The organism is Sphingomonas sp. Leaf23, assembly GCF_001421585.1.
Classification (GTDB): Bacteria; Pseudomonadota; Alphaproteobacteria; order Sphingomonadales; family Sphingomonadaceae; genus Sphingomonas.
In genome coordinates, this window is sequence record NZ_LMKR01000004.1 from 352,521 (window position 1) to 378,328 (window position 25,808).

Genomic DNA, 25,808 nt, shown 5'->3' on the forward strand with positions numbered 1-25,808 from the left:
GAAGGGGCATATCGAAGGACCGCTCGTGACAAGGTGCTTCGATACGGGTCTTCGACTTCGCTCAGCCCCTACTCAGCACGAACGGTAGAGGGTTGGGGCCGCCTACCGCCGCCGCATCTGTTGCCGCAGCCTGCCCGGCATCCAGCGCGCGGCGAAGCGCATCCGCTTCGCCGTTGGGCCGACCGGCGTATGGATCGCATCGCCGTGCACCGCGTCCCATGCCGCCTGCGCCACGACCTCGACAGGGGTGAACTCCAGCCCGGAAGCGCGGACCTGCTGACGGACATTGTAGTTGGTGCCGGCCAGCGACGCGTCGAGCAGCGGCGTGTCGATGAAGCCGGGCATCAGCGACCGGACGCGAACCCCGTCCGCCGCCCATTCGCCGTCCAGTGCCTCGGTCAGGCCGCGCACCCCGAACTTGGTCGCCGAATAGACCGCCGCGCCCGCCGTCCCGTAAAGGCCCGCCGCCGATGCGGTGTTGAGCAGGCACCCGCCACTGGCCTTCAGAAAGCGATGCGCCGCGTGCGCGCCATGGATCACGCCGGTCAGGTTGACCGCGATCGTGCGCTCGATCGCTTCCGGAGTCATTTCGGCAAAAATCCCGCCCGACGCGATGCCGGCATTGTTGAACAGCACGTCGATCCCGCCGGCTGCGGCGAATGCCGCCAGCGGCGCGTCCCAGCCCGCGCGGTCGGTCACGTCGAACACGAACGTCGCCGCACCGTCCGGCAGCAACGCCGCCGTCTCGGCCAGCCCGGCGGCGTTCACATCGGCGAGGCCGATGCGCCAGCCGTGCCTCGCAAACAATTGCGCCACCGCGCGCCCGATGCCCGACCCGCCGCCGGTGATGAAGATCGCTTTCGTCATGGCCGCACCATCGGGCAGGATCGGCGGCGACGCCAGTGCCGTTACGCCGCCATCGCCTCCAGCACTTCGCCAACCTTGGCCAGTCGTTCCTCGGCATCGTCGATCCGGGTGGGCATGATCCAGCGGCCTTTCTTTTCGGTCAGCCCCTTGGGCGCGTCCCCACGGTGCTGCGGGGTGAGCGCGATGGCGGCGGGGCCGGCGTCGACCTTCGCCACGCCCGCGCCGCGCGCCAGCAGCCGGACGCGCGCCAGTTCGATCAGCAGCCGTGCCTCGTCGGGCAGCGCGCCGAATCGATCCTCCAGTTCCTCCTCGAATGCATCTAGCGCGCCCTCTTCCTCGATCCGGGCCAACCGGCCGTAGAGCATCAGCCGCACCTCCGCCTCAGGGATCCAGCGGTCGGGCAGGCAGCCGGCGATGCCGACATGCAGTTCGGGCGCCACCCGGTCGACCACCTCGCCGCGTTCGGCACGCAGCGCACGGCCGAGCAGATACTGGTACAGGTCGATGCCGATCAGCTTCATGTGTCCGGCCTGCGCCTCGCCCACCAGATCGCCCGCGCCGCGTAGGTCGAGGTCGCGGGCGCTGATCGCGAACCCTGCGCCCAGCCGGTCGAACGCCTGCAGCGTGCGCAGCCGCTTCAGCGTCGCCTCGGCGATCGACTGGTCGGGATCGGTCAGCAGCAGCACCTGCCCGCGCCGCCCGCCGCGCCCGACCCGCCCGCGCAGCTGGTGCAGCTGCGACAGGCCGAAGCGGTCGGCATGGTGGACGATCATCGTATTGGCGCGCGGCACGTCCAGCCCGGCTTCGATGATGTTCGTCGCCAGCAGTACGTCGCCGTCGCCGTGCGCGAAGCCGACCATCGCCGCATCGATCTCCGCCGCCGGCATCTTGCCGTGCGCGACGACCAGGTCGAGTTCGGGGGCGAGCTTGCGCAGCCGCGCCTCCAGCGGCGCGATATCCTCGATCCGGGGCACGACGACGAAGCTCTGCCCGCCGCGCGTGCGTTCGCGCAGCAGGGCAGTGCGCACCGTCACCTCGTCGAAATCGGCGACGGCGGTGCGGATCGGCTGGCGCCGTGCGGGCGGAGTGGCGAGGACCGACAATTGCTGCAACCCGATCAGCGCGCTTTGCAGCGTGCGCGGGATCGGCGTGGCGGACAGCGTCATCACATGATCGGCAAGGTCGCGCAGGCGCGCCTTGTCCTTCGCGCCGAAGCGCTGTTCCTCGTCGATCACGACCAGCGCGAGGTCGTGATAGGCAACGCCCTTGCCCGCCACCGCCTGTGTCCCGACGACCACGCCGATCGACCCGTCGGCAAGGCCGGCCTTCACCCGCTTCTTCTCCGCCGCGTCGGACAGGCGCGACAGGCCGGCGACCTCGATCCCCGTGCCGTCGAAGCGGCGACGGAAGGTTTCGACATGCTGGCGGACCAGTACCGTCGTCGGCGCGGCGATCGCCACCTGCCGTCCGGACAGTGCGGCGATGGCGGCGGCACGCAGCGCCACCTCGGTCTTGCCATAGCCGACATCGCCGATCACCAGCCGGTCCATCGGCTTGCCCGCCGCCAGATCGGCGCGGACGGCGGTAATGGCGCGTGCCTGATCGGGGGTTTCGGTGAAGGGAAAGCCGGCGGCGAAGCGTTCATAGGCCGCGATATCGGCCTCGATCGGGTCGACGCGCTGCTGGTCGCGGGTCGCGGCGATCGCGGCCAGTTCGCGTGCGCTTTCGGCGATGGCCGCGTCGATCGCGCCGCGCCGCTTCTGCCAGCTCGCCCCGTCCAGCGCGTCGAGCGTCACCGCATCGCCGTCGGCGCCATAGCGCCAGATGCGGTCGGCCTCCATCACCGGCACCAGCCGCCGCGCACCCTTGGCATAGGTCAGCACGATCGCATCGCCCGCCGCCTGGCCCGGCAAGGCTTCCAGCCCGGCGATGCAGCCGATGCCGAAATCCTCGTGCACGATCACGTCGCCGATGCGCAGCTCGCCTGCCTCGGCGAACAGCGGATTGGTGCTGGCGGCTGCCAGTTCATCGCCCCGCGCGCGTCCGCCCAGCAGGTCGCCGCCGGTCACCACCGTCACGCCCTGTCCCACGAACCCGCGGTCGAGCGGCGCGGCGAGCAGCATCGCGGTGCCGGGTTGTGCCCGCAGCGCCTCGTCCCATGACGCGATCGTCACCGGTTCGGTGCGGGCGAGCTTTGCCAGCTTCTTGCGCAGGAACCGCAGGTCGCGGGGACTTCCGGCCAGCACCAGCCGGCCCTCCGCCAGCACCTCGCGCGCGAATTTGCCGAAGGCGCGGGCAGGAGCACGGGCGGTGACGAAGCGTGGCGGCTCCTCCGCCGTTTCGGGAAGGGGCAGCTGCCGCCGCTTTGCCAGCATCCGGTCCCACGTCGCGGTATCGACCAGCGCCGCCGCATCGCGCCGGCGGCGGCGGGTCGCGTCCTGCGCCAGATCAAGGAAGCGGGCACGCCGTGCCGGCGCATCGCCGTCCATCGCCACCGCCGCATCGGGCAGATGGTCGAGGAGCATCGCGCCCTTCCCCACCGCAGGCTCCGCCGCGCGACCGATGGTGACGTCGGACAGGTCGGCATCGCCGCGCTGGGTCACCGGATCATAGCTGCGGATCGATGCGATGCGATCGTCCTCGACAGTGACGCGGATCGGTTGCCCGGCATCGGCGGGAAAGATGTCGATCACGCTGCCGCGCACCGCGACCTCGCCCGGTTCGTCCACCCGGTCGTCGCGGACATAGCCGAGCGTTTCGGCGCGGTCGGCAAAGTCGGCCAGGTCGATCGCGTCGCCGATCCGCAGCACCGGTGGCGCGGCATCGAAGTCGGTCGGCGGGGCGATGCGCAGCGCCGTCGCCTCGGGCGTGGTGATGCACGCGACCGGATGCCCCTCGCCCTGCGCGATCCGCAACCGCCGGAGCGCCGCGACCCGCGCGCCGGCATTGCCGGGCGAGGCCGGCGCATCGTCGCCGGGCAGCGCGTCGCTGGCAGGCAGATGGACGACCATCGTTCCGGGCACGAAGGCGGCAAGCACATCGGCCAGCGCCGCCGCGCGCAGTTCGTCCGATGCTATGAACAGGATTGATCCCGCCGCGACCTCCCCCGCCAGTGCCGCGGCAAGTGGGCCGATAGCGATCCGCGCCGCCCCCGGTTCGGATCGATCGGGGGCGGAGGCGTTCGACATCGCGGAATTCCCGGCAAGGCCCTGAAAACAGGGGTGTGGATGCCATCAACGAAGCGCGATGCGCGGACGTTCCGGGGTTATCGATGAACGGCAAATTGCCTGTTGCGGATTCGGCCGCGCTGCTATGACGGGGCGATTGCCGGGCCTGCCCGGCGCCATGGAGACGATAATGTCCTCGATCCTGCTGCGTTTCGCCGCCGCATTCACGTTGATGACCGCAGCCCCGGCCTGGGCCCAGAGCGCACCCAAGCCGGCGGTGGCGGACCTGCCGGCGGGCGAGGCCGATCCGGCGCTGTGGGTGGTCAAGGACAAGGACACGACCATCTATCTGTTCGGGACGATCCACGTCCTGAAACCGGGCCTGTCGTGGTTTGACGAAGCGGTGAAGACCGCATTCGACAAATCGGGCGAGGTCGTGCTGGAAATCCCGATGCCGACGCCCGAACAGGCGCAGGCGGCGGTGATGAAGTCGGCGGTAAATGTCACCGGCCCGAAGCTCAGCGAAAAGCTGCCCGCCGCCGAACGCCCGCTCTATGCCAAGGCGGTGGCCGATGCCGGCCTGCCGTCGGGCGCGCTGGAACAGCTCGACCCGTGGTTCGCGGCATCGACGCTGACGCTGCTGACGTTGCAGAAGCAGGGATACGACCCGGAAAGCGGTGCGGAACGGACGATCTCGCAGGCGGCCAAGGAAGCGGGCAAGCCGGTCAGTGGCCTCGAAACGCTCGACCAGCAGTTCGGATTCTTTGATTCGCTGTCGGATGCGGCACAGGTCACCTTCCTGACCGAGACGATCAAGGAACTGCCGACCGCCGGTGACGCGATCAACAAGATGGTCGACCAGTGGCGGCGCGGCGATCCGGACGCACTGGCAGCGACGATGAACGAGGAGATGACCGTCTCCCCCGAACTCAAGCGCGTGCTGCTGACCGATCGCAATGCCCGGTGGGCCAAGTGGATCGAAGAGCGGATGAAGCGGCCGGGCACGGTCTTCGTCGCGGTCGGCGCGGGCCATCTGGCAGGCAGCGGCAGCGTGCAGGACGCGCTGAAGCGCTACAAGCTGCGCGCGACGCGGGTGAAGTATTGAGCAGGAACAACGCCAAACAATCCGGTCATGCTGAGTAGGGGCTGAGCGAAGTCGAAGACCCGTATCGAAGCGCCTGTGGCGGTCCTTCGATACGCCCCTTCGACAAGCTCAGTGGCTACTCAGGACGAGCGGATCGCGTAAGAATTTCGATCGAAAAAGAAACGGCCGGCGGATCGCTCCGCCGGCCGTCAGTCTGTCAAACGATGGCGACCCGGAAGGTGGTCGCCACCGGCAATCGGATCAGGCGTTGCAGGTCTGCGCGCCCTTGCCCGGCTGGGTCAGGGTGACGCTCTTGGGGCTGCCGGTCAGGCTGTAGCCGCCTTCGGCGGTCAGCGGCTTGCCCTTTTCGGCGGCCTTCAGGCGGACGGGCACCGCATCCTGCTTCGCGCGGAAATTGGCCTGGGTGTCGCCTTCGAAGAAGTCGATATAGACGAGGCTGTTGTCCTTGCAGCGGAACGTCACGCTCGCCTTGACGGGCGGCGGCAGCTCGACCGGCGCGCGGTTGGCGAGCTGCGATGCCAGCGGATCGGGCGCGCGGGTGTCGAGCTGTTCCGGCTGCTGCTGACCGCAGGCCGAAAGGGCGAAGGCCGCGGCAGTGGCGGCGAGGAGAAGGGGGTGCTTCATAGGGTGGCGTTCGCAAATGCAACCGATTTCGTCAAGGCGGGTTGTGCGCCGCGCAACCGTCACGCGGCATAGCAATCGTTCGTTACGTAACGTCGAAGACGAAACGCATCGTGCTTTCCCAGCATCGACCGGGATCGAGCCGCGCGGAGGGAAAATCGTTGCGGTTGGGCGTGTCGGGCCATGCCTGCGGTTCGAGGCAGACGGCATCGCCCTGTCGGTACAGCCGCCCGCCCTTGCCCGCTTCCCCGCCGCTCAGGAAATTACCGGCATAGAGTTGTAGTCCGGGCGCGGTGACCGACAGCGCCATCACCCGCCCCGACGCCGGATCGGTCAGCACCGCCGCCGGGCGCAACACGCCCGGTTCGCCGCGCAGGATGAAGTTGTGATCATAGCCGCGGCCGATCGCGATCTGTTCGTCACGCCCGTCGCGCACGCGCTCGCCGATCGCACGGGGTCCACGGAAATCGAACGGAGTGCCCGCCACTGCGCGGCGTTCGCCGGTCGGGATCGAGGTGGCGTCGACCGGCAGGAACTGGTCGGCCTCGATCGTCAGCAGGTGGCGCATCGCCTCCCCCTGTCCCCCCAGGTCGAAAAAGGCGTGGTTGGTCAGGTTGACGACGGTCGGCGCATCGCTGGTCGCGGCATAGGCGATGGTGAGCGCATCGGGCGTCAGCGTATAGGTCGCGCTGGCGTGCAGCGTGCCGGGATAGCCGGCATCGCCGTCGGGACTGGTCAGCGTCAGGCGGACCCACGCCGCGTCGTCATCCTGCCCGACCTCCGCCACGTCCCATAGCCGCTGGTCGAACCCGTCCGATCCGCCGTGCAGGTGGTTGGGGGCATTGTTGGTTTCGAGGGTATAGGTCGTGCCGTCGAGGGTGAACCGGCCGTTCGCGATGCGGTTGGCATAGCGGCCGACCGTCACCCCGAACCATGACGGCCGGTCGCGATAGGATTGCACGTCGTCGAACCCCAGCACGATATCGGCCACCGTGCCCTCGCGGTCGGGGACGCACAGCGACTGGAGCGTCGCGCCCAGCGGCAGGATGCGGGCGGACAGCACGCCTGCGGTCAGCTCGATCGCCCCGGCAGGGGCACCGTCCAGCGTGCCGAAGGGGATTTGTTGTGCGCTGGCCATGCAATTTCTCCGCCGTTTCGCCGCTACCGTACCCCCGCGCAGGCGGGGGTCCAGAGCCAAGCCAACCAAGCTGTCCGCGTGGAACCCTGGATCCCCGCCTGCGCGGGGATACGGTCGGACTTATTTCAGCGGAACCGTCACCGCCCGCCCGTCATAGACGAACGTCGTCGCCTTGTTATCGGCAAAGTCCGGCGCCACCGCTGTGCCGGGCGTGTGGAACCGCACCGACATCGCGCGCTGTCCGACCATGCCGGGGAAGCTGCCCTGTCGCGCACCGATGGTCAGCGTCTTCGTGGCCTCGTTCCACGTCATCGGGACCTGCGCCGACTGGCCCTTGCGGTATCCCTCCGACAGGCCATCATCCTCGAACAGCGTGTGGGCGCCGTCCTTGCCGGTGAAGACGTGCAGCACATACGGCCCGTCGGGCTGTTCGGCGGTCGATTGCACCGCCGCGCCGGTCGGCACGATCGATCCGGCACGGACATAGAGCGGCATGGTGGCGAGCGGCGCGGCGGCGGTGATCGTCCGACCGCCCTTCTGATACGCGCCGGTCGCGAAGTCGTACCAGTCGGCCCCGGCGGGCAGGTAGACCTGCCGGCTGCGTGCGCCGAACTGGGTGACGGGTGCCACCAGGAACGCCGACCCGAACATATACTGATCGTCGATGCCCCAGGTCTTGCGATCGGCGGCGAAGTCCATGACCAGCCCGCGCATCATCGTGCCGTCGCGGTGCCAGTTCTCGGCCGCCAGCGACAGGATGTAGGGCAGCAACCGGTAGCGCAGGCGATCATAGTTGCCGAGCGCCTGGTACAGCGCCGGGTCGCTGGCGCCGAGTTCATAGATTTCGCGGAACGGCGTCTCGCCATGGCTGCGGAACAGCGGGCTGAACGCGCCGAACTGGAACCAGCGCAGGTTCAGTTCCTTCCATTCGGCCAGATGCGCCGGGTCCTTCTTGCTGTAGCGATCCTCGACCGCGAAGCCGCCGATATCGTGCGTCCAGTTGGGGATGCCCGACATCGACAGGTTGACGCCCGCCGAAATCTGATCGCGCAGATCGTCCCAGCGCGACGCGACGTCACCCGACCAGAGCGCGGCACTGGCGCGCTGGATGCCGCCATAGCCCGAGCGGGTCAGGATGAACGGCCGCACATCGGGCTTCGCCACGCGCAGGCCGTCGGCCACGCCCTCGGCATGGACCAGCGGATAGCTGTTGAAGAATTCCTGCGCCGGTCCCTGTGCGGTCGGACCCATCCGGTCCATGCGCTGTTCGATCGACAGGTTCGAATGGATGTCCGGCTCGGTCGCGTCCATCCACCATGCGTCGAAGCCCTTGTCGACCAACGCCTCCTTCATCTGCCGGAAATAGATCGCGCGTGCTTCGGGGGCATAGGGATCGTAATCGGTATTGAGATAGCCCTTGCCTACCCAATCGCGTTCCTTGGCGATCAGGTTGCCCTGATACAGATAGCCCTTGGCGGCCAGTTCCTGCGCGTTCTTGGTGTTGGGATAGAATTTCGGCCACACCGAAATCATGATCCGCGCGTCGGACGCGTGCAGTTCGTCGACCATCTGCTGCGGCTTGGGGAAGCGTTTCGGGTCGAAGCAGTGGCAGCCCCACTGGTCTTCGGGCCAGTAGAACCAGTCCTGCACGATATTGTCGATCGGCAGGCCGCGCTTGCGATATTCGCGCACCACGCCCAGCAGTTCGTCCTGGGTGTTGTAGCGCTGGCGGCTCTGCCAGAAGCCATAGGCCCAGCGCGGCATCAGCGCCGCCTTGCCGGTCAGCGCGCGATAGCCGGCGATCACGCCGTCCATATTCTTGCCCCCGACATAGTAATAATCGAGCGCATGGGCGACGTCCGACGACCACCAAAGCGAATGGCGGTCGGCCTCCGGCAACGGATCGTTCTGGTAGAGCGCGATATAGCCAGCGTTCGGCTCCCATTCGATCCGGACCTCGGCGGCCTTGCCGGCGGTCATCGGCAGGTCGAAATTGTGGAACCACGGGTTCCAGTTCTGCCGCCAGCGGTTCAGCACCTCCTTGCCGTCGACGAACACCTTCACATAGCTCGACGAATAGAGGCGGAATTTCTGGACGCCGGTTGCCGTCGGCATGACGGTGCCGGTCCACACGACCTTCTGCGTCTGCACCGCATTGCCGGCGGTGTTCTGCCCGGTGGTTGCCGCGACCGTCTGCGCCTTGGCCGCTGCCGGCCAGTTCGCCTGGTCCTTGATGAACTGATAGTTGATCGTGGGTTCGGTGCGCGTCACCGCCAGCTTGTCGCCCAGATAATATTGCGCCTGCCAGCCGGGCTTGCCGCCCGACATCACCTTCATGCCGTCGCCGACCAGCCGGTACGCCTGCGGATTGCCGAAGCGGGTGATGCCGTTGTTGTCCCACAGCACGCCGTAATTCTTCGTCGACACGACGAAGGGGATGCCGATGTCCATATTGTGCTGGGCGAGTTCGACGTCCTCGCCATTATAGTTCATCTGCCGGTTCTGGTGCTGGCCGAGGCCATAGAAGCCTTCGTCGGTGCCGCGATTGAACTGCTGGCGGACGGCCACGAATTTCTCGCCACCGGCGGTGACGGGGGTGAAACCGGCGCGCGATGCTTCCTCCAGCGTCAGCTTGCCGGCCGCGTCACGGAAGCGCACCTGCCCGTCATCGAGGTCGATCTCGGCCGATCCGCCCGCCGTCTTTACCATCACGGCGTTGCGGGTCTGGCTGACGGTGAAGTCGCCCGCCGGCTTCGCGGTCACCATCAGGCTGTCGGGCGTGTCGAGCTGTGCGTCGGGCACCGCCGTCACGCGGAAGCGGTCGGGGCCGTACACCAGCACCCGCACCCGCTTGGCAGGACCCGCATCGGGGGTGACGACCACGCCGCCCGGCACCTTCGCCACATCGGCGGCAAGCGCCGGGAACGAGGCCGAGAGGGCCAGCGACAACAGCGTCCAGCGAAGCGTCTTCATCAGCGATACGTTCCCATCGTCACGCGCAGCAGCATCGGCTGCGCGGTAAAGTTCAATCCATAATCGGTCTGGTCGCCGTTCATCACCCGGCGCGCGCGGAAGCTGCCGTCATCGTCGAGGGTGCCTTCCTCGACCTTGATGAGCATCGCGGTATCGCCCTTCGCCTTGTCGGCGACGTCGAACGATACGCGGACATCGGTGCCGGTGACGAGGAACTGGTCGGGCGCCAGTTGCAGGACGGCGGCCCCGCCGACCGGCTGCGCGGCAGCGGCGGGCGGTTCGGCCTTCAGCCACGGCGAATCCATCGACCCGAACTGCCATTCGCCATATTTGGCCGACACGCGCCACCGGCCCATGACCTTTGCCTGCTCCGCGTCCGGCGCGCCCTTGGCCGTGCCCCAGCCGGGATGCTGGAACGCCAGCGTCGCCCAGCCGCGCGCCATGGGTTTAAGGAACCGGTATTTGCTCGCGAACGCTTCCAGCGTTGCATTGTCCAGCGTCACCGCGCCCAGCGGGTAGTTGTTGTACCCGGTGGCATCCATGCCGAACGGTGCCCAGCCGATGCCGCCGCGCCCGATCGTCGGCCACAGGAAGCGGGCGAAATCGGCGGCGTTACCGGTTTCGGGGACCATCAGCGGATTATCCGGCCGCGCATAATGCTCGAGGAATTTCAGATAGTCCTTGGCATTGCGGGTATAGAGGTCGGGCGCGACCGCATCGATGTTCGGTGCCGCCGCCTTCCACACGTCGATCACCTGCCAGTCGGGCCCGCCGCTCGCCCCGCCCGACTTGCCCGGCGGTGCGAAGGGTCCGCCGACCGCCGCGTTGACGTACATCGGCAGCTTCCACACCGCCTTCCCCGCCGCGGCGAGTCCGTCGATATAGCGCGCGGTGTACCAGGCGTTGAACGCGGGTTCGGCATTGTCGCCATAGACCGCCGTCCAGTTGCCGCGCTTGCCGGTCGCCTTCGCCAGTTCGGACGGCACGTCGCCGGCGAACAGGCGGTTCGCCTCGGGCGAATAGTCGCGCGCCTGCTGGTAGACGCCGGTCTCGTTCTCCGGCTGCACCATGATGACGCTATGGTCAGGGTCGTGGCCTTTCAGGTAGCGCATCAGCGCGACGAACGCCTTCTTGTCCGCCTCGAACGTCGCCTGCCCATGCGGCGACAGCGCGTAATGCGTCTTGCCCTCCCTGGTCCGCATCCGGGGAAAGCGGGCGTTGTCGGTCTTGACCCAGGCGGGGACATAGCCCGGCGACGTGTTCTTCCACGTCCCGAACCACAGCAGCACCAGCTTCACGCCGTGCTGGCGCGCCTGCGGCAACAGCGCGTCGAGATAGCTGAAGTCGAACTTCCCCTCGACCGGTTCGATCTGTTCCCACGCCACCGGGATTTCCAGCGTGTTGGCGTGCAGCCGTTCGACCATCGGCCACACCTGCGCCAGCATGTCGGGATAGTTGCTGGAATTATTGGCCTGTACGCCCAGCATCAGGAACGGCGCGCCATCGACCATCAGCGCGTGGCGACCATCTTTACGCACCAGCACGGGCGCATCGCCCGGCCGGGCATCGGCGACCGATCCGGCCACCATCGCCAGCGCCGCCCCCGCCATCGCCCATCCGCGCCACGCCGCCATATCGTCTCTCCTGATTCGTCCTGTCGTTGATCGTCAGAGCCGACAGCGTTGTCACGCCCTCTTTACGCGCGATTTGTATGTCATACAATTGGTTCATAGCGCTATCATGGCGCGATGCGAACCGGAACAACCGGCCGCAGCCTGGGAGGATAGTCCATGGAACGACGCCAATTCCTGCGCGGCACCGCCGCCCTCGCCGCCGCCGGGCCGGTCGCGGCCCGCGCCGCGCCGCTTGCCCCCAACTGGTCTTCGCTGGCCGATGGCTATGCCGTACCCGAATGGTTCCGCGATGCGAAGTTCGGCATCTGGGCGCATTGGGGGCCGCAATGCGTGCCGGAGGCTGGCGACTGGTATGCGCGGCAGATGTACGAACAGGGGCGCGGGCCGTACGATCTGCATCTCCAGAAATACGGCCATCCCGCCGATACCGGCTTCCTCGACATCATCGGCACCTGGCGTGCCGAACGCTGGGACCCGGCGGCTTTGGTCAAACGCTACAAGGCGGCGGGCGCGCGCTATTTCGTCGGCATGGCGTGCCACCACGACAACTTCGACCTGTTCGACAGCCCGCATCCCTGGAACAGCACCCGCGTCGGCCCGAAGCGCGATATCGTTGCCGGCTGGCGCGACGCGGCGCGGGCGGAGGGGCTGCGCTTTGGCGTCAGCAACCATTCAAGCCATGCGTGGCACTGGTATCAGGTCGCGTACAACTATGATCCCGAAGGGCCGCGCGCCGGACAGCGCTATGACGCCGCCCGACTGACCAAGGCCGATGGCGCAGGCAAATGGTGGGACGGGCTGGACCCGCAGGACCTCTATACCAGCGAGACGCTGGCCGCGCCCGACGGCTTCACGACCAGGGCGCAGATGGACGCATGGGCCGGGGCGACCAGCGGGCGGTGGATGGAATTCGCGCCCGCCGCCAATCCGCGCTTCGTGACCAACTGGCTGGCGCGCCAGAAAACGCTGGTCGAGCGCTACAACCCCGATCTCGTCTATTTCGACGATTTCGGCGTGCCGTTCGGACCCGTCGGGCTGGAGGCGATCGCCCATTTCTACAACCATGCCGCACAGCGCACCGGGCGCGCCGATGTCGTGCTGACCGCCAAGCAGCTGACCGCGTTCCAGCGAGAGGCGCTGGTCGAGGATATCGAACGCGGCTTTTCCGACCGGCTGCGCAGCGAGCCGTGGCAGACCTGCACCTGCATCGGCGAATGGCATTACAACCGCCGCCGCTTCAACGACCGCGACTATGTCCCCGCCCGCGCCGTGTTGCAGCGGCTGGCCGACACGGTGTCGAAGAACGGCAATCTGCTGCTGTCGGTGCCGGTGCGCGGCGACGGATCGATCGACAGCGAGGAAGAGCGCATCGTCGACCAGATCGGCGCATGGCTGCGCGTCAACGGATCGGCGATCTATGGCACCCGGCCGTGGCGGATGTTCGGCGAAGGGCCGACCGACCTTGCCGGCGGCATGTTCAACGAAGCGCAGGTCGACAAATTGGGCGCGCGCGACGTGCGCTTTACGACCGGCGACGGCGCGCTGAACGCGATCTTCCTCGGATGGCCCGATGCCCCGGTAACGATCGAGGCGCTGGGCGACCGGGCGGGCGGCCGGATCGAGCGGGCGACGCTGCTCGGCGGGGGGACCGTGAAGATGCAGCGGACGGCGGCGGGGCTGACGCTGACCCTGCCGCCTGCGCCGGCCGGCGCGATGCTGCCGGTGGTGCGGCTGGAGGGGCCGGGGCTGGTGTAACGCCTGCCCCTGCCCCTTCGTGGACCGTATCCCCGCCTGCGCGGGGATACGACGGGGCGCGCCGATCCTTACCGCGCCAGCAACACCCGCGCCTGTCCGGCGATCTGCGCCAGCATTGCCGCGCTCGCCACCGGGGCCTGCCGGGCGCGGTGGACCAGCGCCGCGAACTGCGCCACGCGGTCGCGATTGGCCTCCAGCCATTTCTCCACCGCCGCCTGCGGGTCCTTGCCGGCATTGCGGTTGAGGAATTCGAAGCGCAGCTGCTGGAAATCGCGGGCAAGGCCAGCGATCAGCAGCCGCTCCCACGGGTCACCGGTCTGAATACGCGCCGCCACCGCCTGCGCCCAGTCCAGCCCCAGCGCGAAGCCGAGATGGGTGAAGGCGAGCGTGAGCTTGGTTTCATCGAGCTTCAGGCGACGGCCCAGATCGGCGAGGCCGACCGCCCCGTCCATCTCGAACAGGCGCACGACCTGCCCCGCCAGATCCTGCGGCGCGCCGGCATCCTGCAGGATGCCCGCGATCCGGTCGCGCTGCTGTGCGGCTTCGGCGCGGAGCAGCGAGCTGGTCTGCCCGGCAAGGCTCGCGACCCCCTTTTGCAGATGCGCGACGGCATTCGCCGGGGTGGTGCCGGCCGGGAAGGCGCGCAGCAGGTCGGCGATCTGCGAACGCACGCCCACCGCCACTTCGTCGAGCAACGCTATGCGCGCGCGTTCCGAAATGTCAGCGCCCTCGATCCGGTCGTAGAGCGCGTCGATGTCGAACAGCCGTTCGGCCGCGACGAACATCGCCGCGATATCGGCCAGCGCCTCGCCCTCTTCCTCCGCCAGTTCGAAGACGTGCAGCACGCCCAGCCGGTTGACGATGCGGTTGGCGAGCTTCGTCGCGACGATTTCGCCGCGCAGCCGGTGGTCGAGGATCGCCTGCTTCTGCGTCTCCTGCATCTCCTTCGGGAAGGCCGCCAGCAGGTCGCCCGCCATGTCGGGATCGTTCGCGAGCGGAGCGTGTTCGATCGCCTCCTGCAACGCCAGCTTCACGCTGGCCAGCAGCACCGCCAGTTCGGGCCGGGTCAGCCCGCGCCCGTCCTGTGCGCGGCGCACATAGTCATCGTTGGCGCTCAACCCCTCGACCACGCGGTCGAGCTTGCCGGCGGCTTCCAGCATCTCGATCACGCGGACATAGCTCGGCACCGCTACGGGGCCGTCATTCTCCATCACCGACAGCGCCAGCGTCTGGAGCCGGTTATCCTCCAGCACCAGATGCGCGACGTCATCGGTCATCCGCGCCAGCAGCGCGTTGCGATCGTCGATCGCCAGCCGCCCCTCGATCACCTCGCGGTTCAGCGCGATCTTGATGTTCACTTCGTTATCCGAACAATCGACGCCCGCCGAATTGTCGATGAAGTCGGTGTTGATCCGCCCGCCCTGCGCACTGAACGCGATGCGTGCGGCCTGCGTCACGCCCAGGTTCGCGCCCTCGCCGATCGCTTTCGCGCGCAGCGTTTGGGCGTCCACCCGGATACGGTCGTTGGCCGGATCGCCGACGTCGAGATGGCTTTCGCTGCGATCCTTTACATAGGTGCCGATACCGCCGAACCAGATCAGGTCGACGGGCGCGCGCAGGATCGCGGAGATGAGCGCGGTCGGCTCCATCTCCGTCTCCGCCACGCCCAGCATCTGCCGCACCGGTTCGCTCAAGGGGATCGTCTTGGCGGTGCGCGGGAACACGCCGCCGCCGTCCGAAATCAGCGTCGGGTCGTAATCGGCCCAGCTGGAGCGCGGCAGCTGGAACAGCCGGTCGCGCTCGGTCCAGCTCGCCGCCGCATCGGGCGCGGGGTCGAGGAAGATGTGGCGATGGTCAAACGCCGCCTTCAGTCGGATTGCCTTCGACAACAACATCCCGTTGCCGAACACGTCGCCCGACATGTCGCCGCACCCGACCACGTCGATCGGCTGGGTCTGCACATCGACGCCCAGTTCGAGGAAATGGCGCTGCACCGAAATCCACGCGCCCTTGGCGGTGATGCCCATCGCCTTGTGGTCGTAGCCGACGCTGCCGCCGGAGGCGAACGCATCGCCCAGCCAGAACTTGCGCTCCAGCGCCAGCGCATTGGCGACGTCGCTGAACGTCGCGGTGCCCTTGTCGGCGGCGACCACGAAATAGGGGTCTTCGCCGTCATGGATCACGACGCCGGCGGGATGGACGACCTTGCCCTCGACGATATTGTCGGTGATCGACAGCAGCGACCGGATGAAGATGCGGTAGCTCTCGGTCCCTTCCGCAATCCACGCGTCGCGGTTCGACGGCGACGGCAGCTGCTTCGGGTAGAAGCCGCCCTTCGCGCCGGTCGGAACGATGACGGCGTTCTTGACGCGCTGCGCCTTCATCAGCCCCAGGATTTCGGTGCGGAAATCGTCGCGCCGGTCGGACCAACGCAGGCCGCCGCGCGCCACTGGTCCTGCGCGCAGGTGGATGCCCTCCACGCGGGGGCTGTAGACGAACACCTCGCGCCACGGCAGCGGCTTGGGCAGCCCCGGCACCTTTGCGCTGTCCATCTTGAACGCCAGCGCTTCCTGCGCGGCGGGCGCAAAGGCGTTGGTGCGCAGCGTGGCGGCGACCACGCCGCGATAGCTGCGCAGGATACGATCGTCGTCGATCGCGGATACCGCGTCGAGGCCGGCTTCGATCGCGGCATCGGCGGCGGCGATCCCCGCCTCCCGGTCGGTGCGCGCCGGATCGTGCGCGGCATTGAACCGGTCGATCAGCGCGGTGGCGACGCCCGGCGCGCGGCGCAGCGCATCGACCACGGTCGCCAGGCTGTAGCTCACCCCCGTCTGGCGCAGATAGCGGAACCACGCGCGCAGCAGCACGACGGCGGCGGGCGCGATCCCCGCCTCGACGGTCAGGCGGTTGAACGCATCGTTTTCCGCCCGGTTTTCCAGCACCGCCTCGATCGCGCGCTCAACGGTGGCCACATCGAACTTCGGCGCGGTGCCGGATGCAACCGCGACCTCGAAATCGTGGATGAAGCTCTTTTCGTCATCCTCCAGCCGGGTCGGCAGTTCCTCGACCACGCGGAAGCCGAAATGCTCGAACACCGGCACCGCATCGGACAGCGCCAGCGCGCCGCCGCGACGATAGACCTTGATCCGCATCCGGTCGCCGCCTTCGGACACGATCCGCACCGACCGCGACGTGGCATCGGTCAGTGCCGCCACGCGCACGATGTCGCGCGCGGCTTCCTCGGGCTGGTTCGAATTGCGGTAATTGGCGGGGAACGCGTTGGCAAAGCGCAGCGCCATCCGCGTCGCCCCCTCGGGCACCAGCTCGCTCAAGGCGCCCTCGACCGCCGGGCGCCAGCCGCGCACCATGCGTTCGATGCGCCGGTCGAGATCGGCGGCGTCGGGCATCCGCCCGTCCTGGCGCAGGTCGAGGACGTAGCGGATCAGCGCCGCCTCGCCATCTTCCATCGCGATCGACCAGTTCAGGATCGACGCATTCGCCGCCTGCGCCAGCATGTCACCGATCGACAGCCGCCGCTGCGTCGTTACATCGTCACGGCCCAGCCACACGAACGCAAACAGGTGCCGGCCGAGCGCCGACTTGATCAGGACCAGCCGCGAGCGCGGACGGTCGGCGACCGACATGGCGGTCAGCGCAAGCTGCTCCAGCGACTCAGGATTGAACGCGGTGGTCAGGTCGTGGGGCAGCGTCGAAATCGCGTGGTTCAGCGCCTTGCCGGCATGGCCCGACGGATCGAACCCGAACTTCGTGCGCAGCGCAGCCAGATTGCGGCGGAGAACCGGCACATCGGCCGGATCGGCCTGCAACGCCGCACTGGTCCACAATCCGCCGTGGATCGACACGCCAGTCACCGTGTCGCCATCGCGAATCGGAACCAGCACCAGGTCGACCGGTGCGCGACGATGCACCGTCGAGATGCAGTTGGACTTCAGCAGCAGCGGCTGGATATTGCCGGCATCGAACCACTCGATCGCGCGCTGGCGCGACGCATCGGCCAACAGCGGCACTTCCAATCGCGCACGCGACAGGCCCAGCCGGTCGCTGACCACGCCGTCGCGCGACCAGCGTTCATGCGCCAGCTGCGTCAGGTTGCCGGCGACGAACCAGTTGAGCAGCGCGGCATCCTCGGCGGTATCGGCGCTCGCGGTCAGCCGCGCGGCATCGGCCTGCATCGCCGCCTGCATCGCGCGCCAATCGGCGACGGCGGCGCGCACATGCTCTAGATTGCGCTCGATCTCGGCGACCAGTGCGTGCCGGACGCGCGCATCGGCCCGCTCCATCTCGATATAGACCATCGATTCGCGGCGGCCTTCGCCGGCAAGGCCGGTCAGCGTGCCGGCCGGATCGCGGGTGACCGCGATCACCGGGTGCAGGATGCGGTCGATCGCGATGTCGTGGGCGACGATCGTGCTGCCGATCGAATCGACCAGGAACGGCATGTCGTCGTTGATGACCGCCAGCCGCATCCGCCGCTGCTCGCCCCGGTTCAGCGTCTCCAGCGCGACGCTGACCGTACCGGGCGAACGGTGCGCGGCGGTTGCCGCCACGAACTGCGCGGCATCGGCACGCCCCGCGGCGTCCAGACCTTCGATTTCGCCGGGAAGGGCGCTGTCGACCAGCAGCGTTTCCAGAGGGCGGGCGAGCTTGCTTTGCGGTGTCATGCGCGGGCTATGCGCTGCCTCGCCGACAGGCTCAACCCTTGTGGCAGTTGCGAACAAAATGTCGCAGTGCGGTAATTATATTACGAGAAACGGCCGACCGTTCAGAGCCCCAGCTGATCCCGCGCGGCGGTGATCAGATCGTCATCGGCATCGACCCGGCCCAGTATCTCGACCGACCCGGCATCGACCGCACGCGCGAGCAGCAGGACATAGCCGGCGTCGCCCGGCGCCACCGGCACGACGATCGGCGGGGTCGCCGCCGCCGGCCGCCCGGCGGTACGTTCGATCCAGTCGGACAGCTCGCCCTCGCCCACCCCGGCGCGGTGGGCGCGCGCCAGCAGACGGGCATGGTCATCCTGCCCCTCGCCAAAGACCAGCCGGACCAGCGCCTCGACCGGCGCACGTGGATCGACGGTCAGGCCCGCCCCGACCAGCATCGCGGCATAGCCCGCCGGCTCACGCTCGGTCGCCAGCAGGAAATCATAGGCGCCAGCCAGCGCGGCTTGCATCGACGGTGCGGTGTCATCCCCCGCGCGACGCGCCGCCTCGACCTGCCGCCGGACCTCGACCAGCCGTTCGGTCAGCGACGGTGCGACGGCCGGCGCGGCCAGCGCCGCGCTCGGACCATCGGCCCATGCCGCCGCCGGCATCGCCCGGCGGGGCGCGGCACGACGCGATTCGGCCAACTCGGCGGCCAGCTGCGACTGGGTGGCGGTGTCGACCACTTCCTTCCAGTTGATGACGCCGTACAGATAATCGATCGCATCGCCGTCCGACGAGAACGGCATCAGGATGCCGCGATAGAGCATCGGGAATCCGCGGTGGCCGACGAATTCCGCCTCGAACCCGATCGGCGCACGGTTGGCGATGATCTGCATATAATGATCGGTCAGGCGGGACAGCAGCGACCGCGGCGGCACCTGGCTCAGCCGAACGATCGACGAATCAGTCCCGCTTTCCTCGCGCAGCGCATGGCCCAGGAAGCGGATCACGCCATCGTCATGGCCATCGGTGAAATCCAGCAGCACGCTGTTCGGCCCGAAATCGGCGATTCCCGCCGGGTCCAGCGCGTCGATCAACGGACAGGGGCGCCCGGCCAGCAGCGACACCCAGTGATTATAGGCGCGGACATGCATCCGCCGCTCGTCGGTTCCCACGACCATCATGTCGCCACCAACGCCTTCGCGATCGTCGTCGCCGCCACCCGGCTGCTCGTTCGATCCGCGCACGATGTCCATAATCCGTCCCCAGGGGCGGTCTGCCCGATGGGGTCGGGTTGTGGACCCGCCAGGGTAAACTTCCGGTAAAACCGCCAACGAACGGCAACGAACGCAAATCCGCTTGCCACCAGCCGCCCGGATTGGTAAGCGCGCGCCTCCAGACGGCACGCCGTCCCGGGCCGCTTTAGCTCAGTTGGTAGAGCATCGCATTCGTAATGCGGGGGTCACAGGTTCGAGTCCTGTAAGCGGCACCATCTCTCCCAAGCCTCTTAGACGCTGGGAGATTTCCCAAAATTCAGGCTTGGTACGATCGGCAGCGACAAGGGTAGCTTGGCGCGATTGAGAGTAAGAGGCAGACGCTTGCTGCACAGGGACAAGGCACTGCCATGACCGGCGAAAGGCGCCGCGCTGCTATTGTCATGGCAGGGATTGGCCTGACGCTTTCGCTGCTGTGCGGCTGGTTGCTGACGAGTTCGATTCGCACGTCGCTGGCCGCTTGGCAGCGTGGCACTGCGGAAATTCGCGTTTCGGGCGGCGATGTCGGCATGCTCGTGCTGATGCCCGTTTTCGTGGCGTTGACGGCGTGGGGGGCGATCGCTGTGTTTCAGGAGGGCCGCGCACTGCACCGGATCGGCAACGGGATCGCGATCGCTGCGATCATTGCCGTGCCAGCCGCCCTTGTCGGATCATGGGCGTTGCAGGCCTGGGCGGAACAGCGGCTGGTGCAGGACGGCTATGTCCGGTGCGGGACGGATCGGATCGGTCGCTTTCCCGCCGTGACCCTGTGCGTCTGCAAGCACGCCCCGGCCCGCATTCGCCCCGTTGGCCGCACGTAGGGGACGCGCCGGCCGAGGAGCGTCAGTGCCGCGCGTAGCGCCCCTGCGGCATCGCCTCGGGCAGCAGATTTTCGCCGGCCACGGTCAGGCGCAGGCGGTCGAACGGTGCGGCCGCCAGCTGGCCCGTATCGACGATGATGGTCTGCACCCCCTCGGCCAGCGGCTTGATCGGCAGGGTGACGGGAGTGAAGCCGGGTTGCGGCACGGTGACGACCAGCCGGTCGACCGCCGCCCCGGCGCGGCGCGGCGCGAAGGCCCAGCCGCCACGGCCGGTCTCCGCCTGGTCGCGATGGCCATCGCTGAAGACGAAGGTCACGCCGACGTTCGACAGCCGCAGGTCGCGCGCCGGATCGCCCACCAGCACGGCGACCGCCCGTTGCCACTGCGCCGGGGCAAGCGCGGCGACGTCCTCTCGCGGCGGCGGCTGGCATTCGGGCGGCAGGACGGGCGCAGCCATCGCCGGCACCGGCACGCCCGCCGCCTGAAACGCCTGCTCCATGGCAAAATGCGCGCGATACCATGCCTCCATCGCGGCATCGGCGGCGTCGCGCTTCGCGCCATCGTCCGGCAGCTTGACGGCGGCGGCGATCGCACGGGTCGCCGCGTCGCGCGCCTGTTCGGCAGTGCGCTTCGCGGCCTCGGCCCGTGCCGCCGCCGCTCCCCCGCCGGGGCCAGGAGCGGAGGGGATCATCGCCGTCGTCGCCTCGTCCGCGCCCCATGGGCACCGCGCCGCAATCCGCTCCGCCGCGTGCGACCATGCGGCATCGCGCAGCCGGCGCTCGACCTCCGCATCCCATGGCAGCATCTGGTCCGCACGGATGAGCGGCGTGTCGGGCGACGCGCGATCGGCAACCAACGTCACCGTCCGGCCGGTGCGGCCCCAGCGCCCCTTCGCAACCTGATCGACCGCGCCATAGCTGATGAACCATTCGAACCGGCCATCGGGCTTGAGCAGCAGCTCCGACCCCGTTTCCATCACGCCCGACAGGTAATAATGCCCTGCCAGCGCCGCATCCGCCCCGCCGATCTCGGCCGACGGCGCGGCTTCGGCGGCCGGCGCGCGCGCCGTCTGCGCATCCGACGGCAAGGTGGACAGGGGAAGCATCCAGACCAGAATCGCCAACCCGCCACGCCGCATCCGCCGATCTCCCGCACCGGGCCCCTTGCCCGGATGCCGACCCTGCCGGAAAGCGACGCCGCGCGGCAACCGGCAAAACGCGATTACAACCGGCGGAAGCGGATCGCCTGTCCTCCCCCCCGTGCCAGATCGATCGACAGGCGATCCCCCGCCGTCACCGCCTGCGTCCGGATCGCCAGCCGCTCGGGTGCGGTGCGCCAGTCGGCACCGGGGCCATCGGCATAGATAATCGCCTCGTACCGCGCGCCCTTGTCCAGAAAATCGAGCTGGACGCTCAGCGTGCGCGCGGTGTCGTTGGTGATCGCGCCCAGATACCAGTCCGGTCCATTACGATCGCGCCGCGCGACGACGGCATAGTCGCCGATCGCCCCCTGCAGCGTGCGGCTTTCCTCCCAGTCGGTCGGCACGTCGTGGATGAAGCGGAACGCATCGGCATGGTCGTCATAATGTTCGGGCAAATCGACCGCCATCTGCACCGGGCTGTAGAGCACGACGTACAGCGCCAGCTGGTTGGCGATGGTGGAGGGGACGCGATTGTCCGGCCGGGTCGCGCGGTAATCGAACCGGACGACGCCCGGCGTATAGTCGAGCGGCCCCGACAACAGCCGGGTGAAGGGCAGGATGGTGGTATGATCGGGCGCATTGCCACCGTCCGGGCTGCCGCCATTATATTCCTGCCCCCGTGCGCCCTCGCGGCTCATCAGATTGGGCCAGGTGCGGCGCAGCCCGGTGTCCTTGACCGGTTCGTGCGGGAACAGCGCGATGCGATGCCGCGCCGCCGCCTCGACCACGGTTTGCAGGCTCTGCACCGCATATTGGCTGTCGGGCCATTCGGTCTCGTCCAGCCGGGTGCCGACATAACCGAGCTTGATCGATCGCACGCCGTAGCGGTTGTAATAGTCGAGTGCGGGTTCGAGCTGGCGCAGATAGTCCTTCACCTGCCCGCCGGTTTCATGATGCCCGATCAGGTCGACGCCCTTCGCGCGGGCATAGGCCGACACCTCGGCCATGTCGAAAGCGGGCTGGGCGCGGTCGAGGACGAAGCGCGAGTGGCCGTTCTTCCACCATTCGGGGACGTCCCAGCCGACATTCCACCCCTCGACCAGCACGCCCTTGATGCCGTGCTTCGCCGCCCAGTCGATATAGGATTTGGCGCGGGCAGTGGTCGCGCCCAGCTTCGGCCCCGGCTCCCAGGTCAGCAGGCCGGTGTGCATCGCCCAGAAGATGCCGATATATTTTTCCGGCTTCACCCACGACACGTCGCCCAGCCGGTTGGGATCGTTGAGGTTCAGCACGATGGTCGAATCCGCCAGATGCGCGGCATCGGACGCGACCATCACCACCCGCCACGGCGTTACCGCCCCGCCGTGCGTCCGCGCGCGATCGCCATTGGACCAGGGCGACAGGTCGGCCTTCAGCGTCCGGCTGTTTTCTTCGGGCATGCGCAGGTTCATCGACGGAAAGTCGACCAGCGCCGCCTCATGCACCGCCATCGCCACGCCGTCGCCTTCCAGCGTCAGCGGGGTCTGCGCGGTCTGGATCGCCGACAGCGCTGAGCGGCTATATTCATATTCGCTATATTTCTCGCGATACGCCGGGATCGACCAGGCGCGGTAATTTTGCGCGAAGTGAAATTCGGTCGCCTCGTCGGTCACGACCAAAGGCTGCTGCGCGGTGCCGGGCAGCGTGTAGCGAAAACCGAAGCCGTCGTCGAACACGCGAAACTCGATGCCAAGCCTCCGGCCATCGGCGGCGGCGAGCGTTGCGACCAGCCCGCGATAATGCTCGCGCATCTGCCGCCGCTCGCCCCATGGCTGGGTCCAGGGGCGATCGAGCGCGGTGGGGCGGCTGGCGACCAGCGTCAGCCCGGTGTCGAGCGGCGGGGCATCCCTGAACCGGAAACCTAGCCGCGACCGGTCGAGGATCGGTTTGCCGTCATAGCGCGCGCGGTACACCGCCTCGCCCTTGTCGACGGCCCAATCGACCGCGATCCGGCCATCGGGCGAGGTCACCGTCTGCCACGCCTGCCCCAGCGCCGGGGTCGCCGCAATCAGTGCCGCGAGCCCGACGATCATGCCCAACCGCGTGCGCATCAGAAGGTGAAGGTCAGGCTGGCGCGGACACGACGACCAAAGATCGGGCGGCCCTGGAACGCGGTTTCCTGCACCCCGATGATCGATCCGGCGCGCGGATTGCCTTCGGTCAGGCCGACTTCGTTGAACAAATTGGTCGCGACCACCTGTGCCTGCAACGCGTCGCTGATCTTCCAGTTCGCGCCCAGCCGTACCTCGGTATAGTTCGGCAGGACGATGGTGTTGGCGACATCGACATAACGCTTGCCGGTATAGGCCGCCTCGCCGAACACGTTCACCCGGTCGTCGAGCAGATGCAGCGTCGGACGGATCGAGAATTGCACCTGCGGCTGGCGCACGATCTGGTTACCGCTGAAATCGAACGCCCCGCTCGCATCCTGTCCGGCGAAACTGGTATAGTTGATCTTCTGGTAATTGCCGCTCGCCGCCAGTTCGAAGACGTCGGCCGGACGCAGCGACAATTCGACCTCGACCCCCTTCGATTCCGCTGCCGCCGTCTGGTTGATCGTCTGCGCCTGTCCATTGGGGCCGGCGACGATCGTCTGGAAGGCGATGTTGGGGAATTTATTGTAGAACAGCGTGACGAAGGCCGAGAAAGGCCGCGTCGAATATTTCACGCCCCCTTCGATCAGGTCGATGCGGTTTTCGACCGGCACCCCGCCGAACCACTGGACGAATTCCGGCGTCACCCGGAAGCTGCGGCTGTAGCGGGCGAAGGCGGCGACGCGCTTGTCGAATTCATAGTTCGCGCCCGCCGAAAACGCCCATTGCCCGGTCTTGAAGCGATAGGGCGTGTCGGCGCCGGTGAAGACCAGCACATTGTCGTCGGCGATCGTCGTCGCATCGCCCAGATTGGCGCGCGTCGTCTGTGCGATCGTGCCCTGCTTCGCGACATGATGATACCGCGCGCCCAGGTCGATGCGCAGCGCATCGGTCACCTGCCACGCATCGGTCAGGTAGAAGGCGTTGATCGTCACATCGTCGCGGAAGCGTTGCAGGTTGCTGTGCAGGTTGAGCAGCCCGTTCTTCGTCAGCGCGACCGTCTGCTGCCCCGCCGCGTTCAACCCGACCACATCGAAATAGCGCGGGCGGTTGATCGCCTCCACGACGATATCGTTCCAGTTCCAGTTCTGCGTCTGGTGGAACTGACTGAAATAATAGCCGCCGGTCAGCGTGTGGCGGCCGATGCCGGTGTCGAGCTTCTTCGTCACGCTCAGGTCGTTGATGACGTTTTCGACATCGACGACGGTGTTGAAGATGCTCTGCGTCAGCGCGAGCTGGTTGCCGAGCGCCGATGCCGCCACCGTCTCCCCGGTCAGCGCGTTGCGATAGACGGCGCGGGTCGTGTCGGGACGCACAGCGAGGATGCGGTTGAACGCATCGTTCAGGAACTGCTGCGACGTGGCCACGCCCGAACTGAACAGCCCGTTGAAATCGATCAGGCCCGTCGTGTAGCGGGTGCGGTTATTGACCTCCCACCCGTTACCCAGCGGCTTGTTCAGGATCGCGGTGAAGGTGTCGGTATCGGTATGGATGCCCTGGGTCAGATCGACCCGCTTGCCGAACACGCCATTGCCGTCGGGCACGGTCAGCCGCGCGAAATCGGTGTTGACCAGCGTGCCGGTGCCGGCGTCCAGGCCCGGCAACCCCTTGCTGGGGCTGGCAAGCGGGATGGCGGTGTAGAAGATGTTCTTGTCGTCCAGCTTGCGATAGCTCACGAACAGCGAACCACTGTCGGCGAAGTCATATTGCAGGCCGGCGCGGAACTGCCCGCCCTGATTTCCGGTGAAGCCAGGGTTCCGCAGGCCGTTATCCTCGCGGTAGAAACCACCGATCGTGAACGACAGCCGATCGGTCAAAGGCCCCGAGACGTTGGCGTCCAGCCGATAATGGTCCCAGTCGCCGACCTCACCCTTCACCATGCCCTTCAACGTGCGGGTCGGGCGCTTGGTCAGGACGTTGACGACACCGCCCGGCGCGTTGGACGCGGTGATCGACGCCGAACCGCCACGCACGATCTGCAGCGAATCGATCGTGCCGTCGACGCGGAAGAATTCATCGGCATTGGTGAAGGCACCCGCGCCTTCTTCCCAGACCGGCAGGCCATCCTCCAGCAGCGGGAGATAGCGGTAATTGTCGGCGGGAAGCCCGCGCGAATAGACGTTGTTGCCGACTTCGCCGCCCGAACTTTCGACATAGATGCCCGGCGTCGACGCGATCAGGTCGGCGATGCCGAGCGGCGCCTTTTGCGCGATCGCCAGCGGATCGATGGTGGTGATGGCGTAGGACGTCTCGAACTTGCGGACGCCGGTGCGGGTGCCGGTGACGATGATCTCGTCCAAGCCGAGGCTGCTGTCCTGCGGCACGTCGGCGGCGGGATCGGCCGGTGTCGCGGCGGTGGCCGGGGCCGTTTGCCCCATCGCCGGCGCCAGCGGTACCATCGCCGCAACCGTTGCCAAGAACATGTAACGACCTGCGCGCATCATAATCCCCTCCAAGACGCCTCTGTCGGGCGGTCATCCGATGGAGCGAAGGTGCGCCTCGCTGCAATCTTATGCAACGATATTTTGCAATCGATT

General features: G+C 67.6%; 14 protein-coding genes and 1 tRNA gene. 4 read left to right on the forward strand and 11 right to left on the reverse strand.

Annotation, left to right across the window (positions count from 1 at the left end):
* Positions 1–102: 102 nt before the first annotated feature.
* Both ASE67_RS14100 and ASE67_RS14105 read right to left on the reverse strand, forming a co-directional pair.
* Positions 103–867 (reverse strand): SDR family oxidoreductase, encoded by a 765-nt coding sequence (locus tag ASE67_RS14100; protein WP_055762617.1) that lies wholly within the window; start codon positions 865–867, stop codon positions 103–105.
* A gap of 41 nt (positions 868–908) precedes the next feature.
* A complete protein-coding gene (locus ASE67_RS14105) occupies positions 909–4,055 on the reverse strand; it encodes a helicase-related protein (protein ID WP_082457142.1) in 3,147 nt (1,048 codons plus the stop codon).
* 169 nt (positions 4,056–4,224) lie between these two features.
* On the opposite strand from ASE67_RS14105, the gene ASE67_RS14110 reads away from it, so the two are divergent.
* Positions 4,225–5,139 (forward strand): TraB/GumN family protein, encoded by a 915-nt coding sequence (locus tag ASE67_RS14110; RefSeq protein ID WP_235511917.1) that lies wholly within the window; start codon positions 4,225–4,227, stop codon positions 5,137–5,139.
* Between the two features lie 240 nt (positions 5,140–5,379).
* Here ASE67_RS14110 and ASE67_RS14115 read toward each other — a convergent pair whose 3' ends face one another.
* From ASE67_RS14115 to ASE67_RS14130, 4 genes are all read right to left on the reverse strand, one after another.
* Positions 5,380–5,763, reverse strand: a complete 384-nt coding sequence (locus tag ASE67_RS14115) for a hypothetical protein (RefSeq protein ID WP_055762623.1) — start codon at positions 5,761–5,763, stop codon at positions 5,380–5,382.
* An 82-nt stretch (positions 5,764–5,845) separates the two neighbouring features.
* Entirely contained in the window at positions 5,846–6,898 is a 1,053-nt protein-coding gene (locus ASE67_RS14120) for an aldose epimerase family protein (protein WP_055762626.1), read from the reverse strand.
* A gap of 120 nt (positions 6,899–7,018) precedes the next feature.
* On the reverse strand, positions 7,019–9,871 hold the full coding sequence (locus tag ASE67_RS14125; RefSeq protein WP_055762628.1) for a glycoside hydrolase family 31 protein: 2,853 nt from the start codon (positions 9,869–9,871) through the stop codon (positions 7,019–7,021).
* On the reverse strand, positions 9,871–11,505 hold the full coding sequence (locus tag ASE67_RS14130; protein WP_235511918.1) for a DUF5597 domain-containing protein: 1,635 nt from the start codon (positions 11,503–11,505) through the stop codon (positions 9,871–9,873). Before ASE67_RS14130 ends, ASE67_RS14125 begins: the two co-directional genes overlap by 1 nt.
* A 156-nt stretch (positions 11,506–11,661) precedes the next feature.
* Between ASE67_RS14130 and ASE67_RS14135 the strand changes: the two genes are divergently transcribed.
* Complete coding sequence (locus tag ASE67_RS14135) at positions 11,662–13,260, forward strand: alpha-L-fucosidase (protein ID WP_055762631.1); 1,599 nt, start codon at positions 11,662–11,664, stop codon at positions 13,258–13,260.
* Positions 13,261–13,328: 68 nt separating this feature from the next.
* On the opposite strand, the gene ASE67_RS14140 is transcribed toward ASE67_RS14135, so the two are convergent.
* Both ASE67_RS14140 and ASE67_RS14145 read right to left on the reverse strand, forming a co-directional pair.
* Positions 13,329–17,942 (reverse strand): NAD-glutamate dehydrogenase domain-containing protein, encoded by a 4,614-nt coding sequence (locus ASE67_RS14140; protein WP_055762634.1) that lies wholly within the window; start codon positions 17,940–17,942, stop codon positions 13,329–13,331.
* Positions 17,943–18,043: 101 nt separating this feature from the next.
* Positions 18,044–19,180, reverse strand: a complete 1,137-nt coding sequence (locus tag ASE67_RS14145) for a PAS domain-containing protein (RefSeq protein WP_055762637.1) — start codon at positions 19,178–19,180, stop codon at positions 18,044–18,046.
* Positions 19,181–19,340: 160 nt separating this feature from the next.
* Here ASE67_RS14145 and ASE67_RS14150 point away from each other — a divergent pair.
* Both ASE67_RS14150 and ASE67_RS14155 read left to right on the forward strand, forming a co-directional pair.
* Positions 19,341–19,416, forward strand: a tRNA-Thr gene (locus ASE67_RS14150).
* 132 nt (positions 19,417–19,548) lie between these two features.
* Positions 19,549–19,998, forward strand: coding sequence for a hypothetical protein (locus ASE67_RS14155; protein WP_156348621.1), 450 nt, complete (start codon positions 19,549–19,551; stop codon positions 19,996–19,998).
* 22 nt (positions 19,999–20,020) lie between these two features.
* On the opposite strand, the gene ASE67_RS14160 is transcribed toward ASE67_RS14155, so the two are convergent.
* From ASE67_RS14160 to ASE67_RS14170, 3 genes are all read right to left on the reverse strand, one after another.
* Entirely contained in the window at positions 20,021–21,103 is a 1,083-nt protein-coding gene (locus ASE67_RS14160; RefSeq protein ID WP_156348622.1) for a hypothetical protein, read from the reverse strand.
* A gap of 116 nt (positions 21,104–21,219) precedes the next feature.
* Positions 21,220–23,229 (reverse strand): glycoside hydrolase family 97 protein, encoded by a 2,010-nt coding sequence (locus tag ASE67_RS14165; RefSeq protein ID WP_055762646.1) that lies wholly within the window; start codon positions 23,227–23,229, stop codon positions 21,220–21,222.
* Positions 23,229–25,670 (reverse strand): TonB-dependent siderophore receptor, encoded by a 2,442-nt coding sequence (locus ASE67_RS14170; RefSeq protein ID WP_235511919.1) that lies wholly within the window; start codon positions 25,668–25,670, stop codon positions 23,229–23,231. The genes ASE67_RS14165 and ASE67_RS14170 overlap by 1 nt, the downstream gene beginning before the upstream one ends.
* Positions 25,671–25,808: the final 138 nt, after the last annotated feature.